Annotated in this window: 17 protein-coding genes; all 17 read left to right on the forward strand. The window is 43.7% G+C overall.

The features are described from left to right. Positions 1-707 precede the first annotated feature (707 nt). The 17 genes from trmFO to flgG all read left to right on the forward strand — a co-directional run bounded on the left by trmFO (position 708) and on the right by flgG (position 15,818). The gene (gene trmFO / locus AB4Z45_RS20845) at positions 708-2,027 is read left to right on the forward strand and encodes an FADH(2)-oxidizing methylenetetrahydrofolate--tRNA-(uracil(54)-C(5))-methyltransferase TrmFO (protein WP_076269141.1); all 1,320 of its coding nucleotides are present in this window, start codon (positions 708-710) and stop codon (positions 2,025-2,027) included. A gap of 57 nt (positions 2,028-2,084) precedes the next feature. Beyond that, positions 2,085-2,630, forward strand: a complete 546-nt coding sequence (gene hslV, locus AB4Z45_RS20850; RefSeq protein WP_076269142.1) for an ATP-dependent protease subunit HslV — start codon at positions 2,085-2,087, stop codon at positions 2,628-2,630. 78 nt (positions 2,631-2,708) lie between these two features. Continuing rightward, positions 2,709-4,109, forward strand: coding sequence for an ATP-dependent protease ATPase subunit HslU (gene hslU / locus AB4Z45_RS20855; protein WP_441881297.1), 1,401 nt, complete (start codon positions 2,709-2,711; stop codon positions 4,107-4,109). A gap of 27 nt (positions 4,110-4,136) precedes the next feature. Further along, positions 4,137-4,907 carry a GTP-sensing pleiotropic transcriptional regulator CodY gene (gene codY / locus AB4Z45_RS20860; RefSeq protein WP_076269144.1) on the forward strand — a complete coding sequence of 257 codons (771 nt, stop codon included), beginning with the start codon at positions 4,137-4,139 and terminating at the stop codon, positions 4,905-4,907. A gap of 216 nt (positions 4,908-5,123) precedes the next feature. Then, on the forward strand, positions 5,124-5,537 hold the full coding sequence (flgB, locus tag AB4Z45_RS20865) for a flagellar basal body rod protein FlgB (protein WP_441911308.1): 414 nt from the start codon (positions 5,124-5,126) through the stop codon (positions 5,535-5,537). Between the two features lie 2 nt (positions 5,538-5,539). Next, positions 5,540-5,989 carry a flagellar basal body rod protein FlgC gene (gene flgC / locus AB4Z45_RS20870; protein WP_441881295.1) on the forward strand — a complete coding sequence of 150 codons (450 nt, stop codon included), beginning with the start codon at positions 5,540-5,542 and terminating at the stop codon, positions 5,987-5,989. A gap of 36 nt (positions 5,990-6,025) precedes the next feature. After that, complete coding sequence (gene fliE / locus AB4Z45_RS20875) at positions 6,026-6,334, forward strand: flagellar hook-basal body complex protein FliE (RefSeq protein ID WP_305953893.1); 309 nt, start codon at positions 6,026-6,028, stop codon at positions 6,332-6,334. Between the two features lie 42 nt (positions 6,335-6,376). Then, entirely contained in the window at positions 6,377-7,948 is a 1,572-nt protein-coding gene (gene fliF, locus AB4Z45_RS20880) for a flagellar basal-body MS-ring/collar protein FliF (protein ID WP_441911309.1), read from the forward strand. 23 nt (positions 7,949-7,971) lie between these two features. Continuing rightward, positions 7,972-8,973 (forward strand): flagellar motor switch protein FliG, encoded by a 1,002-nt coding sequence (gene fliG / locus AB4Z45_RS20885; RefSeq protein WP_179089844.1) that lies wholly within the window; start codon positions 7,972-7,974, stop codon positions 8,971-8,973. Next, on the forward strand, positions 8,966-9,805 hold the full coding sequence (locus AB4Z45_RS20890) for a FliH/SctL family protein (protein ID WP_076269149.1): 840 nt from the start codon (positions 8,966-8,968) through the stop codon (positions 9,803-9,805). Before fliG ends, AB4Z45_RS20890 begins: the two co-directional genes overlap by 8 nt. After that, positions 9,792-11,117, forward strand: coding sequence for a flagellar protein export ATPase FliI (fliI, locus tag AB4Z45_RS20895; protein WP_076269150.1), 1,326 nt, complete (start codon positions 9,792-9,794; stop codon positions 11,115-11,117). The genes AB4Z45_RS20890 and fliI overlap by 14 nt, the downstream gene beginning before the upstream one ends. Positions 11,118-11,125: 8 nt before the next feature. After that, on the forward strand, positions 11,126-11,572 hold the full coding sequence (gene fliJ, locus AB4Z45_RS20900) for a flagellar export protein FliJ (protein WP_441911310.1): 447 nt from the start codon (positions 11,126-11,128) through the stop codon (positions 11,570-11,572). Positions 11,573-11,618: 46 nt separating this feature from the next. Next, positions 11,619-12,515, forward strand: a complete 897-nt coding sequence (locus AB4Z45_RS20905; RefSeq protein WP_441911371.1) for a MotE family protein — start codon at positions 11,619-11,621, stop codon at positions 12,513-12,515. A 45-nt stretch (positions 12,516-12,560) separates the two neighbouring features. Then, the gene (locus AB4Z45_RS20910) at positions 12,561-13,931 is read left to right on the forward strand and encodes a flagellar hook-length control protein FliK (RefSeq protein WP_441911312.1); all 1,371 of its coding nucleotides are present in this window, start codon (positions 12,561-12,563) and stop codon (positions 13,929-13,931) included. Positions 13,932-13,972: 41 nt separating this feature from the next. Then, complete coding sequence (locus tag AB4Z45_RS20915) at positions 13,973-14,506, forward strand: flagellar hook capping FlgD N-terminal domain-containing protein (RefSeq protein WP_441911314.1); 534 nt, start codon at positions 13,973-13,975, stop codon at positions 14,504-14,506. Beyond that, a complete protein-coding gene (locus AB4Z45_RS20920; RefSeq protein ID WP_441911315.1) occupies positions 14,506-14,883 on the forward strand; it encodes a TIGR02530 family flagellar biosynthesis protein in 378 nt (125 codons plus the stop codon). Before AB4Z45_RS20915 ends, AB4Z45_RS20920 begins: the two co-directional genes overlap by 1 nt. Before the next feature lie 116 nt (positions 14,884-14,999). Then, the gene (gene flgG / locus AB4Z45_RS20925; protein ID WP_076269155.1) at positions 15,000-15,818 is read left to right on the forward strand and encodes a flagellar basal body rod protein FlgG; all 819 of its coding nucleotides are present in this window, start codon (positions 15,000-15,002) and stop codon (positions 15,816-15,818) included. Positions 15,819-15,820: the final 2 nt, after the last annotated feature.

Genomic DNA, 15,820 nt, shown 5'->3' on the forward strand with positions numbered 1-15,820 from the left:
TCGTTTCATTCATTCTGATGTTTCAATTGGCTTAAATCGCTCAAATCGCACCAAAGCTTCTAGTGTCTTTCACTCATGTGGTACAAAAGTTTGCGCAGGCTAAACTCATATCACGAACTGATGGAAGAGATCTTTGTCTGCACAAGTTGAACTCATATCATTAACTGATGCTGATGGAAGAGATCTTTGTTTGCGCAAGCTGGAAGCGTGTCACGAAGTGACGGAAGCGATCTTACGGCAATGGGATGGATAATCGACTGATTAACACAGAGGTTAGTTCAATTGCAGGTGTCCAGAGGACGCAGTCCTTGGGGCCCTCCCTTGGAAGGGAGGGTTTGGGTGGGTTCGAAAAGCTTGGGGGGGTTTTAAGTTTTAAAAGTGTTTTAAGTTTTAAAAGGGTTTGATGTTTAAAAAGGAATTGAATGTTTTAAAATGCTTGTAAAAGTGTTATAAAATTGTTGTAAAAGTATTTTAAAATACAAAAAGTGTTTTAAAAGTTTTGTAAAGCATGAAAGTATCTAAAAGCTCTTTCATCCTTCAAAAAGCTTATAAAGTTTTAAAGTTGAAAAACTTCACAACTTTCAAAATGTTTGAAATTATTGGAAGGTTTGAAATTATTAATTTACAATAAAAAAAACCTTTGAAGGCAAGGTAGTAGCGCCAAAGGTCAACCTACGTGAACTATATCTGAAAGGATTGAATATATTTTGTCACAACCACAAAAAGTAACCGTCATCGGAGCAGGACTAGCAGGCAGCGAGGCAGCATGGCAAATTGCATCACAAGGAGTACCTGTCGTTTTGTATGAAATGCGTCCAGTCACAAAAACACCTGCTCATCATACGAATCAATTTGCAGAGCTTGTATGCAGCAATAGCTTGCGTTCTAATGGTCTTGCAAATGCTGTAGGAGTATTAAAGGAAGAGATGCGCCGACTAGACTCGCTTATTTTGAGCTGTGCTGATCAGCACGCAGTACCTGCGGGAGGAGCGCTGGCGGTTGACCGCGACGGTTTCTCTGGTGAAGTTACTCGCAGGCTGCATGAGCATCCACTTGTTGAAGTACGGAATGAAGAGGTAACAGAAATTCCGAAGGATGGAATTGTTGTTATTGCTACAGGCCCACTGACAGCACCGGGCTTGTCTTCACAAATTCAAGAGCTGCTGGGCGAAGAGTATTTTTATTTCTATGATGCTGCAGCGCCAATTGTTGAAAAGGATTCGATCGATATGAGCAAGGTTTATTTAGCTTCCCGTTACGATAAAGGAGAGGCTGCTTATTTGAACTGTCCAATGACAGAAGAAGAATTTGAAATTTTCCACGAAGCGCTGACAACAGCTGAGAAAGCAGAAGTAAAGGATTTTGAGAAGGAAGTCTACTTTGAAGGCTGTATGCCGATCGAGATTATGGCAAGCAGAGGCAAACAAACCGTATTGTTTGGACCTATGAAGCCAGTTGGACTTGTAAATCCGCACACGGGTGAGCTGCCGCATGCTGTAATTCAGCTTCGTCAGGATAATGCTGCAGGAACATTATACAACCTAGTTGGATTCCAGACTCATCTCAAGTGGGGAGAGCAAAAACGCGTCTTCTCATTAATACCAGGTCTGGAAAATGCTGAGTTTGTCCGTTTCGGCGTTATGCATCGCAATACGTTTATCAATTCACCTCGTTTGCTTAAGCCTACCTATCAGCTTAACAACCGCGAGACCTTATTTTTTGCAGGCCAGATGACCGGTGTTGAAGGTTATGTGGAATCTGCTGCTTCCGGCTTGATTGCTGGAATCAACGCTGCAAGATTAGCTCGAGATCTTGAACCACTCGTATTGCCGGAGCAAACTACGCTTGGTAGTATGGCTCATTATATTACAACAGCCGATTTCAAGCATTTCCAACCGATGAATGCTAATTTCGGTTTATTTCCACCGCTTGAGAAGAAGATCCGCAGCAAAAAAGAAAAGAACGAAATGATTGCGAATCGCGCTTTGGAAGGTATTGAGCAATTTAAAAAGGAACATTTGCAATAATCTTGCGTAATGAAGGCATGGCAATTTAATTATTTGGAACCTTGAGGAGGCAAAGCAATGGAAATGCAATTTCACGCTACAACGATTTGCGCAGTTCGTCATGAGGGAAAAGGTGCAATTGCCGGGGATGGTCAGGTCACTTTTGGGAATAGCATGGTCATGAAAAACTCTGCTAAAAAAGTAAGAAGGCTTTATCGCGGTCAAGTCGTCGCAGGTTTTGCAGGATCAGTTGCAGATGCCATTACTTTGTTCGAGAAGTTTGAGGCAAAGCTGGAGGAGCATCACGGCAACTTGCAGCGCTCAGCTGTTGAGCTTGCCAAGGAATGGCGTTCAGACCGTGTCCTTCGTAGATTGGAAGCGATGATGCTCGTTATGGACAAAACCGGCTTGCTGCTTATTTCAGGCAACGGTGAGATCATTGAGCCAGATGACGGCATTCTAGCAATCGGCTCAGGCGGCAGCTTCGCATTATCGGCAGCAAGAGCGCTTCAGCGTCATGCACCTCAAATGGAAGCAAAGGATATCGCACGTTCATCGCTAGAAATAGCGGCAGAAATTTGTGTATTCACGAATCATAATATTATTGTTGAAGAGATCGTATAAATCGAGTAACAGGATTTTGGATAGAAGGCCAAACTTCGGAAAGTCTTAGCGAAGAATAGAAATCGGAGGGATTTTATAATGGGAAATGATGCACTGACGCCTCGTCAGATCGTAGCGGAGCTTGATAAGTATATTGTTGGGCAAAAACCAGCGAAACGTTCTGTAGCCATTGCGCTTCGCAATCGTTACCGGAGAAGTTTGCTCGATGAAACGCTGCGCGATGAAATCGTTCCGAAAAATATTTTGATGATCGGACCTACCGGAGTAGGTAAAACGGAAATCGCACGCCGCTTGGCAAAGCTGGTTAAGGCACCATTTGTGAAACTAGAAGCGACGAAATTTACTGAGGTCGGATATGTAGGCCGTGATGTTGAATCAATGGTCCGCGATCTAGTGGAAACAGCTATACGTATGGTGAAAACAGAAAAAACGGAAAAAGTAAAAGACAGAGCAGAAAAATTAGCTAATGATCGCATCGTTTCTTTGCTTGCTCCGTCAACGGCTAAGGCTAAATCGCAAAAAAATCCATTTGAAATGTTGTTTGGCAATCAACAGCAATCAGAAGAGCAAAAGGAAGAGCCGGAAGTGGAAAATGCGCTCTTTCAAAAACGTTCGCAAATTAAAGAGCAGCTCGCGGCAGGCAAGCTGGAAAACGAAATCATTGAAATTGAGGTAGAGGACTCCTCACCTAATATGATGGATATGCTTTCAGGCCAGGGCCCAGAGGGCATGGGCATGAATATGCAGGAGCTGTTCGGTCAATTAATGCCGAAGAAGCCGAAGAAGCGCAAGCTGCCTGTAAAGGAAGCTCGCAAGGTGTTGACGCAGGAGGAAGCTAACAAAATAATCGATATGGATGATGTCATTACCGAATCGATTACAAGAGCTGAGCAATCCGGCATTATTTTCATAGATGAAATTGACAAAATTGCGAGCCCATCACGTGGATCTGGCCCAGATGTATCTAGGGAAGGTGTTCAACGTGATATTTTGCCTATCGTTGAAGGCTCTACTGTCATGACAAAATATGGTCCCGTTAAAACGGATTATGTGTTGTTTATCGCTGCTGGTGCGTTTCATGTTGCCAAACCTTCGGATTTGATACCAGAGCTTCAAGGTCGTTTCCCGATCCGGGTAGAGCTGACTAGTCTTAGCTTGGACGATTTTGTAAGTATTTTGAAAGAACCAAAAAATGCTTTAACGAAGCAGTATTCAGCTCTACTAGAAACGGAAGGCATTCAGATCGAATTTACGGATGAGGCGATTCGCGAGCTTGCGTCCATTGCCGCAGACGTTAACCGCAATACTGAAAATATTGGCGCACGTCGCTTGCATACGATTTTGGAGAAGCTGCTGGAGGATCTATCTTTTGAAGCGCCTGAGCTGTCGCTCGAAAAAATGACGATTACGCCGGAATACGTTCGAGAAAAACTCGGAAGCATTGCGCAAAATCGCGATTTGAGTCAATATATACTGTAGTTGTTATGAGTTTTGGGAGGCATTAGAATGACTTTACTAACAAAGACTAGAACGCTGAACCGGTTGTTGCAACGCGCAGCTGGCAAAGCGCTGAGTTTCAGGGAAATGGCAGAAGTACTTTGTACAACGATCCAAACCAATGTATTTGTCGTCAGCCGGAGAGGAAAAATACTTGGCTGCTCCGCAGTAGATGCGTTTGATCACGATTTCATGCGAACGTTATCAGCTGATGAGCTTCGTTTCCCGCAAGAGAGCAACGTTCGGTTTCTTGATATGCAGGAATCGATGACGAATGTCAAGCCTGATTCGGGAATTTACGAAACTTTTCCGCGGTTAGGCGATCAAGAAATTATGACGGTTGTACCTATTATTGGCGGAGGAGATCGTCTAGGTACGTTGGTCCTGACCCGTTTGTCTGGTACTTTCGATGACGATGACCTTATTTTAGCTGAATATGGTTCAACGATTGTTGGCATGGAGATTTTACGGGAGCGCGCGGATGAGATTGAGCAAGAGGTTCGCAGTCGTGCAGTCGTTGCCGTTGCGGTCGGTTCGTTGTCATTTAGCGAATTAGAAGCGGTCGAGCATATTTTCGAGGAGCTTGATGGCAAGGAAGGTTTGCTTGTCGCATCGAAGATTGCTGACCGGGTAGGCATAACTCGTTCAGTTATTGTAAATGCGCTTAGGAAGCTGGAGAGTGCTGGTGTCATAGAAACAAGGTCATTAGGCATGAAAGGCACATACATTAAAATATTAAATCACCAATTATTGCAAGAATTAGATAAGATGAAGCGATAATTATAGGACGTTTAGACCATTTTTGCCCTATCTGATTTTAAAGATAGGGCTTTTTTCTTATTGTAATAATTTAGGAAATTGTTGAATATTATCATGTCGGCAAAAATCGACACATGTATCTCATTTTTTTAATATTTACTGTCGAACAAAGAAGGAATGAGCAGTAATCTGTTGAATACGTTAAGAAGATCCCCTATGTGAAAGTGGTGAAACTACGTGAATTTGTTGAATGGCGCAGCATTTGGAAGAATGGAAGGTGCGCTTCAAGCAGCTGAAATGCGGCAGCGCGTCATTTCTAACAATGTGGCAAACGGTGATACGCCGCATTTCAAACGGTCAGAGGTTTTGTTTGAGGAATTATTAGAGCAATCCATAGGAAATACGCAAGGGCAATTGATCGGCAAACGAACGAATCAAAAGCATATTGCTATTGGAGCAAGTTCTTCTAATGTACCTATACCCAAACTTATTACCGATGAAACAACTTCGATGAACAACAATGAAAATAATGTTGATGTCGATCGTGAGATGTCTTTGCTAGCTAAAAACCAATTAAGCTACAACTTTTATGTCCAACAGATTAATCATGAGGTAAGAATGATGCGCACAGCGATTGAAGGGAGAGCTTAACGATGAAATTGTCCACAGGGTTTGATATCAGCGCTTCGGCTCTATCAGCACAAAGACTGCGGATGGATGTAATTTCTTCTAATATAGCGAATGCTGAAACGACGAGAGGCAGTTTTGTAAATGGACAATTCCAGCCGTACAAGCGAAAGATGGTTGTCATTGAACCTTTGCAGCAGTCCTTCTCAAATGTGCTTTCTCAGCAAATGAATGAAAACTCCGCTGCTCAAGGAGTTAAAGTAACGAGAATTAAAGAAGATCAATCGCCAAACAAGCTCATTTATAATCCAACGCATCCTGATGCTGATGCAAACGGCTATGTAAATATGCCGAATGTGGATGTAACGAAGGAAATGGTAGATATGATTGCAGCTACAAGATCTTACGAAGCAAACGTAACCGCGCTAAACGCTACCAAATCAATGTTTATTAAGGCACTAGAAATAGGAAAGTAATTGATTAACAATTCCATATGAAGTATTGGGGGAGTAATGATGATACAAGCGATGTCGCTTAGCCCGGTTCAGCCAACCAAACTCATTGAAACTAAATCGGTTCAAGAAGCGACTCCGGCACAATTGACGCAATCATTTGGTCAATATCTAGAAACGGCAATTAATAATGTAAGTGATCAGGAAAAGAACGTTCATAAGCTTAACGACAAATACTTAATAGGTCAGGTTGACGTTTCAAAGGTTTTAATTGCTTCTGAGCAGGCGCAACTAAGTTTGCAGCTTACCTCACAAGTCCGCAACAAAATGGTCGAGGCATATCAAGAAATGATGCGGATGCAAATTTAACCATCATGAAGACCTAGCATAGTATTTGGGTGAGGTGAAAATGTGAACGAGAGAATCGCCCAGTTTCGAGGTAGGCTTACACAATTATGGAGCCAGACGGGCAGAAAACAAAAAATTTGGTTGGGGGCATCTATTAGTGGACTATTGTTAGCAATTATTTTGTTAACGATTGTATTTACGAGAACGGAATACGAAATTGCTTTTCAAGGTTTGGATACAACAGACGCAGCTGCTATTATGACTTACTTAGACGGAAGCGGAATACCTTACCAGCTCAGCAACAATGGGAAAAGCATTTCAGTACCGAGCACAGATGCAGCACGAATAAAAGTAGATGTAGGTTCTCAAGGTTTAGTTCAAAACGGTTCTATTGGTTTTGAAGCATTTAATGCAAGCTCAAGCCAGTTTGGCACAACCGAAAATGAATTCAATGTAAAATATTTGAATGCTTTGAACGGTGAAGTTCAACAGTTGCTGAATGCGATGCAAGGTGTGGACAGTTCGAAGGTTTTGGTTAACTTGCCAAAAGAAAGTGTATTTCTTTCTGCAGAAGACGCGGAGCAAGCATCAGCATCGATTATGATGAAATTCGTGTCTGGATATCGTCCAAGCCAGAAGGAAATCGACGGCTATTACAACCTGGTGAAAACGGCGGTTCCGGATTTGGCAATTAAGGATATTACGATCTCAAGCCCTCAAGGCGAATTAATCTACTCTGATGTTGCTGGCGGAATAGCTAATAATTCAGATGCGGTTGAGTCCCAATTCGTCATTCAGCGGAAATATGAGGCTGAGCTCAAGAAAAATATCCAGCAGTTTCTAGGAACAATCGTTGGAGCTGATAATTTAGTCGTTCAAGTTTCTAGCAGCATGAACTTCGATAAGAAGACATCTCAAGAATCTGTTGTGAAACCGCTAGACAATAACAACAATAACGGCATCATCATTAGTGAACAGCTGAATAACAGTACTTCGACTGGCAATTCAGGAGACGCTGGCGGTGTTGCAGGAACTGGAGAGACTGACGTACCAGGCTACGAAGCAGCTGCGACGGGCAGCAATTCTTCAGAATCGAACTCGACCATTCGGAATTATGATGTGACGCGAATCAACAACAACATTGAATCCGGACCTTTTGTTTTAAAAGACCTTTCTATTAGTATCGGCATCGAACAGTCACAAATGAATGATGAAGCAAGCAGAACGGCCATTATGACATATTTGACTGCATTGGTGCGCGCACAACTAGCTGATTCTGGTCAAGATGTAACCAATGACGCATTGATAGAGAAAAAAGTTGCTCTTATTGCAAGAACATTTTCTGGAAGCAGTTCTGCTAAGGACTCAGGCCTCCTATCAACACCTTGGATTATCGGAATTGGTGTTGCTGCTCTTGCCATCATTGGCGGACTGATCTACATGTTAGCACGCAGACGCAAGAAGGTTGCCGAGGAAGAAATCGAATTGGTTGCTCCAGCTAAAGTGGAGTATCCAACACTTGATTTGGAAAGTGTCAACAACGACAGTCAGGCTAGAAAAAATCTTGAAACACTTGCCAAACGAAAACCGGATGAGTTCGTTAACCTTCTTCGCACATGGCTTGTGGATGAATAGAGGTGGTTCATGTGTCAAAATCAATGCAAGGATTATCTGGTCGACAGAAAGCTGCCATTTTACTCATTACGCTTGGACCTGATGTATCCTCTCAAATATTCAAGCATTTAAGAGATGAAGAAATTGAACAGCTAACACTTGAAATCGCAAATGTCCGTAAAGTGGACAGTAGTGATCGTGAAACAATTTTAAGCGAGTTTCACCAAATCTGTATGGCTCAAGAGTATATCACGCAAGGCGGCATTTCTTATGCCAAAGACATTTTGGAGAAAGCGCTTGGTGAACAAAAAGCTCTTGAAGTTATTAACCGGTTAACAGCAACGCTCCAAGTAAGACCATTTGACTTCGCTAGAAAAGCGGAACCTACACAAATTTTGAACTTTATTCAAAATGAGAACTCGCAAACGATTGCTTTGGTATTATCGTATTTACAATCGGAGCAGTCTTCGCACATTCTTTCATCGCTGCCGCAAGAGAAACAAGCAGAGGTTGCGAGGCGAATTGCTCTGATGGATAGCACATCGCCAGAGGTCATTTCGCAGGTAGAAAGAGTGCTTGAGCAAAAACTGTCCGCCACTGTTACCCAGGATTACACGAATGCTGGCGGTATCGACTCTATCGTTCAAATATTGAATGGTGTCGATCGCGGGACGGAGCGTACGATTCTCGACGCGCTTGAAATTCAAGATCCAGAGCTTGCAGAAGAAATCAAAAAACGGATGTTCGTGTTCGAGGACATTGTCAATATCGACAATCGCTCTATTCAACGAATCATTCGCGATATCGAGAATTCCGATCTTCAGCTTGCGCTTAAAGTGGCAAGTGAAGAAGTTAGAGAAGCGATCTTCCGCAATATGTCGAAGCGTATGGCCGAAACATTCAAAGAAGAAATGGAATTTATGGGACCAGTGCGGCTTCGTGATGTTGAAGAAGCGCAAACTCGCATTGTTGCTACGATTCGCAGATTAGAAGAGTCAGGTGAAATCATCATCGCCCGTGGTGGAGGAGACGATATCATTGTCTAATTTGATCAAATCTTCGAGTGTGATTACTCTTGATCAATTGAAGCAGCTCGAATGGCTGCATCAACGGAATCTTGAAATCAATGAATCACTGGATCAGGAAGAGGATATGGAACCCGTTCCTGATGAAGAAACGATAACTTTGCGAGATCAAATATTAAATGATGCTCAGCTATATGCAGAAGAGAGACTGCGTGATGCAGCAGAAGAAAGCGAAAAGCTTCTTGCTGAAACACAGCAGCAAATCGATGTATGGTGGCTCGAAAAACGTACTGAAGATGAATCAGCATCAGAAGCATCCAGGCAATCAGGCTATGAGCTTGGTTATGCCGAAGGAGCCGCGCAATCCGAAAAGGAAATGCGTGAGATCTGGGAGCAAAAGCTGGCTGAAGCATCGGATGTGCTAAAAACTGCATTCCAAATGAGAGAACAAATCATTCAGGAAGCAGAACCCTTTCTTGTTGAACTAAGCTGTGCGATTGCCGAAAAAATTATTGGGCAGCAGCTATCTACGGCACCTGAAATGGCAATCGAGCTCATTCGCAAATCATTGTCTAGACGCAGAGAGCAAGGAGTTATTACTCTATGTGTTGCACCTGGGCAGCTTGCATTCGTGCAAGCGGCAAGAGAAGAGCTTCATATGGCCATCGATTCACAAGCGGAATTGCAAATTTTGCCTGACTCGACGGTTAAAGACAATGGTTGTGTTATTCGCTCTTCATTTGGCAGCATAGACGCTCGAATTGACACGCAGCTTGCTGAGATCAAAAAAGAATTAATACATCTTGCTCATCATAGCGGCGAAGAACGAGGTCAAGCCTATGATAGTGAATAATCTAGATGTGCTTAAGTATATCGAGCATTTGCAGCCGCTTGATCCCGTTCGGGTCAATGGCAAAGTCACTCAGGTCATCGGCCTAACCGTGGAGTCAGAAGGACCTGATGCGAGCATTGGCGATGTTTGCTTTATTTATCCTTCCAAAGGCGCAAAGCCTATCAAGGCAGAGGTCGTTGGTTTTCGTGATAATAAAGTAATATTAATGCCTCTCGGTGATCTTCAGTCCATTAGCCCGGGCTGTGATGTTGTAGGTACAGGCAAACCTTTGACTGTTCAAGTCGGATCAGAGCTGCTCGGTAAAGTGCTCGATGGACTTGGAAATCCGCTGGATGGTTCATTTTTGCCAAGGCGTATGCCGCATTATTCTACTTATAATGAACCAAGCAATCCGCTTAAACGTCCGCGTGTCGTTGAACCACTCGGTATCGGTGTAAGAGCGATCGATGGGCTTCTTACCGTCGGGCGTGGTCAGCGTGTAGGCATATTCGCCGGATCCGGTGTAGGGAAAAGTACACTGCTTGGCATGATTGCTCGCAATACTTCAGCTGATGTTAACGTAATTGCGTTGATCGGCGAGCGTGGTCGTGAAGTGCTTGAATTTATCGAGAAGGATCTTGGCCCAGAAGGCTTGTCCCGTTCGGTCGTTATTGTTGCAACTTCAGATCAGCCAGCACTCATTCGCATGAAGGGCGCATTAATTGCGACATCCATTGCTGAATATTTCCGTGATCGCGGTCTGGACGTTATGTTGATGATGGATTCCGTTACAAGGTATGCAATGGCTCTTCGTGAAGTAGGTCTGGCTATTGGTGAACCGCCTGCTACTAGAGGTTACACACCTTCTGTATTCGCTGCACTGCCAAAGCTTCTGGAACGTGCAGGGACAGGGCCAACAGGCTCGATAACCGCCTTCTACACCGTTCTTGTTGATGGTGACGATATGAATGAACCTATCGCGGATGCTGTCCGCGGAATATTGGATGGTCATATCGTTTTAAGTCGTCAGCTAGCGCATAAGGGTCATTTTCCTGCCATCGATGTTTTAGCTTCTGTCAGCCGTGTTATGAAGGAAATTGTCACAGAAGAACAGCAAGATGCGGCGAATGAACTGAAAAAAATGCTAGCTACATATAAAGATTCGGAAGACCTGATCAATATAGGGGCGTACCAACGAGGATCAAATGTAGAAATTGATATGGCGCTAGAATTTATTGAACCGATTCAAAGCTACACAAAGCAAAAGACCAATGAAAAGGTGAGCTTAGAGGAAGCGCAAAGTCGTTTAATTAATGACTTCTACAGGAGTTGAATCACGAGATGGCATCGTTTCGTTATACTTTTCAAAAGGTTGTTGATTTAAAATCTAGTGAAAAAACACAAGCGGAATGGATTCTTTCATCTGCCATTGGTGCTCTAGCGGCTGAAGAATTGTCGTTAGAGCAATTGCGTGCGAAGCAGCAAGAATGGGAAAGCAAGCTGATTGAATCTTCACAGACTGCTGTTCCTTTATCTGAGCTTCAAGTTATTCAGCAATATTTGGACTATTTGGTCACTTGCATTACAAGCAAATTGAAAGATGTGTTGCATGCACAGAAGGCGGTTGAGCAAAGCCGACTTAAGCTTTCAGACAAGATGAAAGATGAGAAAGTGTGGCTTAAAGCAAAAGATCATGCGCGTGATCGGTTCCAGTATGCGATGCAAATCAAAGAGCAGAACGAACTAGATGAGATGGCAAGCGTCCGTTTCATGATACCAACCCCATAAAGTGATGCGTGACACCGGCTAGAGGGAGTGAGTGGAATTGGCGGGTATGGATAATGAAAAGCAAGGCTATAGCACGCTAGAGAGAATTATGTTTTTGATGACACCAATTTTATTCGCAATCGTATTGCTCGGTGTTTTGTACACCTTGTTCAATATTGATTTCCGCAATAAAATGCTGGAAGCCGGAAACTCAGTTCCATTTCTAAAAGACGTGCTTCCCGAGCCAAAGGTTGCAGGCGGGCCTGGAAATGATGATGCTTTGAAGTCAGCGAATATGTCAGCAAAAATTGCAGATTTGCAAACACAGCTTACTGCAATTGAAAGCGAACTGGCAGCTGCGAATCAAACGAAAGCAACGCTTGAGCAAGAAGTAAAGGACTTGGAAAGTGATAACATCCAGCTTAAAGGTGTAAACGATGATCAATTGCTTGAGGATGAGCAGTATCAAGCGAAAATTCAAGAACTGGCAAGCATGTTTTCCAAAATTACGCCAAGTAAAGCTGCTCCAATCTTGCAAAGTATGACTTTAGATGAAATGGTGCTCGTATTTGCAAATATGCGGCCTGACGATCGAGTGCGCATTATGGAGAAGATGAATCCTCAGACGGCAGCTGATGCAGCGATGAAGCTGAAGGATAACGTGCAGGCAAAGGATTTGCAAATTGCCGCCCTTCAAGCAAGACTTGATTCGCAGAAATCGCCAACAACGAAGCCTGCTTCCTCTGTTCTTGATCAAGAGCAATTAAGTGCAACGTTTACAGCTATGAATGCAAAGAGCGCTGCAGAGCTTCTTATCAAAATGATAGATGTGAGTCCAAGCAAAGTGCTTCGGATATTAAATGCGGTGGACAATAAAACAAGATCATCCATTATTGCAGAAATGTCTGGAATTAATGAAACGACTACAGCCAAAATTGTAGCCAAATTAATGACAGGAAGTTAATGTCTGACCTTATGTTTTCCCTCTATTTGAAAGGAGGTGAGAAAAATGGAAATGAACATTTCACAAGTTGCTGTAGTACAACCGCAAGCACAAGGAACAACAACGGGACAAGCAAGTGGCAATACAAGCGGAGCAGCGTTCCAGAAAACGTTAGTGCAGCAAATTAATAGCGAAGCTGCTGGCAGCAGCAGTCAGACACAAGCTGCACCTTTAGTTGCCAACGTATCTAAGGAAGCTATGGCTTTGGTGGACGGCGCTGCTGCAGCACCAACATTATCTGACCTCATGTCAATCATCGATGGTTTGCTAGCGCAATTGGATGCAACTAATGGTGAAGACGGCAAGGCTCCTCTTGAAGATGATCAGCAGCTCCAACAGTTGGAAGACGTGCTTGATCAAATGAATGCTTTGCTTGCTCTGCTTGGCATTCCAGTGCCTGTCATTCAGCAACCGATTGGTCAACCGACTAGCGGTGAGGAAGATTCCTCTATTACATTAGAGGGGAAAAATGCAGTGAATATCAAGTCAAGCCTGCAAGATACGTTGCTGCAAATGCAAGTGATGCTTCAGCAGGGAACAACAAAATTGGTTGGACAGCAAGAGCCAACGGTTTTGGTGGCGCAACAGCTTAAGGCGTTAACAGCGATTTTGGAAGGCGAGCCGGTGGATACGACTAAGACTCATACGAAATCGACCGCTTTTACACAACAACTGTTTACAGCTCAAAATGTACAGCAAACAGACGTTAGTACGCTATTGCAACGACTGTCACAGCAAACCGCCCATCCTGCATTATTAACAACTGCAGTACAGGGTATGGAGCAGGCAAACGCATCAGATGTATCTGACTCTTCTATTGAATTGATTCCGCAAATGCAGCTTGGAACAAACAATCCGGATACAATGCGGACGTTTACTTCTCTTGTTGCTAATGCAGCAGCAGCTACTTCATTTGTTGTCGCTGATGAATTTGCCCAATCCATGACAGGTATGATCGTACAGAAATTTGATCTTACAACATTGAATGGCGTTTCAGAAGCGAAACTCATGTTATACCCTGAACATTTAGGGCAAGTAGACGTAAAAATAACGATGCAAAATGGACTTCTAACCGCGATCTTCCAAACGGATACGGCAATGGCCAAGGACATGCTGGATAATCAAATGGCTCAACTGCGGTCAGCGCTTCAAGCACAAGGCCTTATGGTAGATAAGCTTGAGGTTTCGCAAGGTCAGTCAGCTGCGCAGCTGTTTCAACAGCAGCATGGACAAGGAAGCAATCAGCAGCAGTCATCCAATCGTAATGCTGTGAACACTGACGATACTGTCAATGAGTCTCAATTCGAAACCGAAATGGTTCAACAAGCGACAATTCAGGGTCTTGGATTTGGCAGAGGCATCAACGTTAAAGCGTAGAGAAGTTAGTAGAGGGTCAGAGAGATCGGAGGTGATCGGAAATGGCAGATAGCGTTTCTACTCGCGTAGTTTGGCCGAATTACAGCAAAGAGAATGTACAAGCTGCAGCAAACAAAAAAAACACGGATACGCTTGGAAAAGATCAATTTCTAAGTATTCTAGTTACGCAGCTTCGCAACCAGGATCCTATGCAGCCGCTTCAGGATAAAGAGTTCATCGCTCAGATGGCGCAATTTACTTCTGTAGAGCAGCTGATGAATATGTCCACCGAGCTATCTTTAATACGTCAAAACATTGGTTCAGCATCCAGCTTGATCGGTAAAACGATTGAATGGAATGAATATGATGATGCTGGTGCAATCAAGACCGCCAAAGGCGTAGTTGATTCCATTATTTCGAAGGATGGTCTCCTTTATGCAAGGGTAGGCGGAGCCGAGATTGCTCTTGATTATGTCAACTCTATCTCGGAAACAACGGGTGAAACACCAACGCCAGAGGATTCTACAGGTGAAGATAAAGGCGTAGACAAGAATCCTTCGGATCCAGCTGGTGCTGAGGAAGGGGCTGATAAATAATGAGTGAAGGCATAAAAATCGGTCATATTTTCCCGGTTAAGTCGACACCTCTGCAGCCTAGCAAGACAGTTGCCAACCGTTCAGCTCAGCCATCTGAATTTCAAGAAATACTTAATGGCAAGGTTTTAAAGTTCAGTCATCATGCCGAGGTTAGAATGCAGCAGCGAGGCATTAACTTGCAACCAGAGTCATTAACCAAAATAATGAATGCGGTCGAAGAGGCTGCATCCAAAGGCGCTCAGGATTCATTAATCGTTTTCCGAGACATAGCAATGATTGTGAATGTCCCAAGTCGTACAGTTGTAACTGCCATGGATGGCGGGCAAATGCGAAGCAACGTATTTACGCAAATAGACAGCGCTATTATATTATCGTAAGGCTGGACCTATCAGGGAGCCTCAAGCTGTGGACCGATTGAAGCAGTTTATGATAGTGCTAACATTTTTTTGAAGCCCATAAGATTTTAATCCATTCCCTAGGAGGAATTACGAAAATGCTAAGATCGATGTATTCGGGTGTGTCCGGTATGCGCGGCTTCCAAACAAAGCTAGACGTTATTGGTAACAATATTGCGAACGTGAACACGGTTGGCTTTAAAGCAGGGCGCGTCATGTTCAAAGATATTTTGAGCCAAACGGTTGCGGGCGTTACCGCACCTGAGGAAGGCGTGCGCGGCGGCGTTAACGCAAAACAAATCGGACTCGGCGTGTCTATCGGCTCTATCGATACAGTACATACCGCAGGAAGCGCAATGACAACGAACCAACCGACAGACCTTCGTATTGACGGAGACGGATTTTTCGTAGTTAGAGCGAGCGAAGATTCTGAAATGCTTTTAACACGTGCGGGCAACTTTACGCTTGATTCGAATAGACAGCTTGTTACAGGTGATGGCTATTTCGTACTAAGCGTTGATCAAGAGCCTATCGTACTTGATGAGGCAATTACGGCGTTTTCCATTGGTCAAGACGGAACGATCATGGGTGTAACAGCGGATGGTACGGAAGCCGTTGCACAGCTTGGCGTAGCCAAAGTTGTAAATCCAAGCGGTCTTGAGAAACTTGGCGGCAATATGTACCGTGTTACAGCGAATGCTAATCCGGATGCTTCTATTGAGGATTTCATGACGTTTGCGACTGATCCTGAATTCGGTACAGGCGCAATCATTGCCGGTCAGCTGGAAATGTCTAACGTTGACTTAACTGCTGAATTTACAGAAATGATCGTTGCACAACGTGGTTTCCAAGCGAATTCACGTATCATTACAACTTCTGATGAAATTTTGCAAGAGGTAGTTAATCTAAAACGATAAGT

The sequence above is a fragment of the Paenibacillus sp. MCAF9 genome, assembly GCF_052114265.1.
Lineage (GTDB): Bacteria > Bacillota > Bacilli > Paenibacillales > Paenibacillaceae > Pristimantibacillus.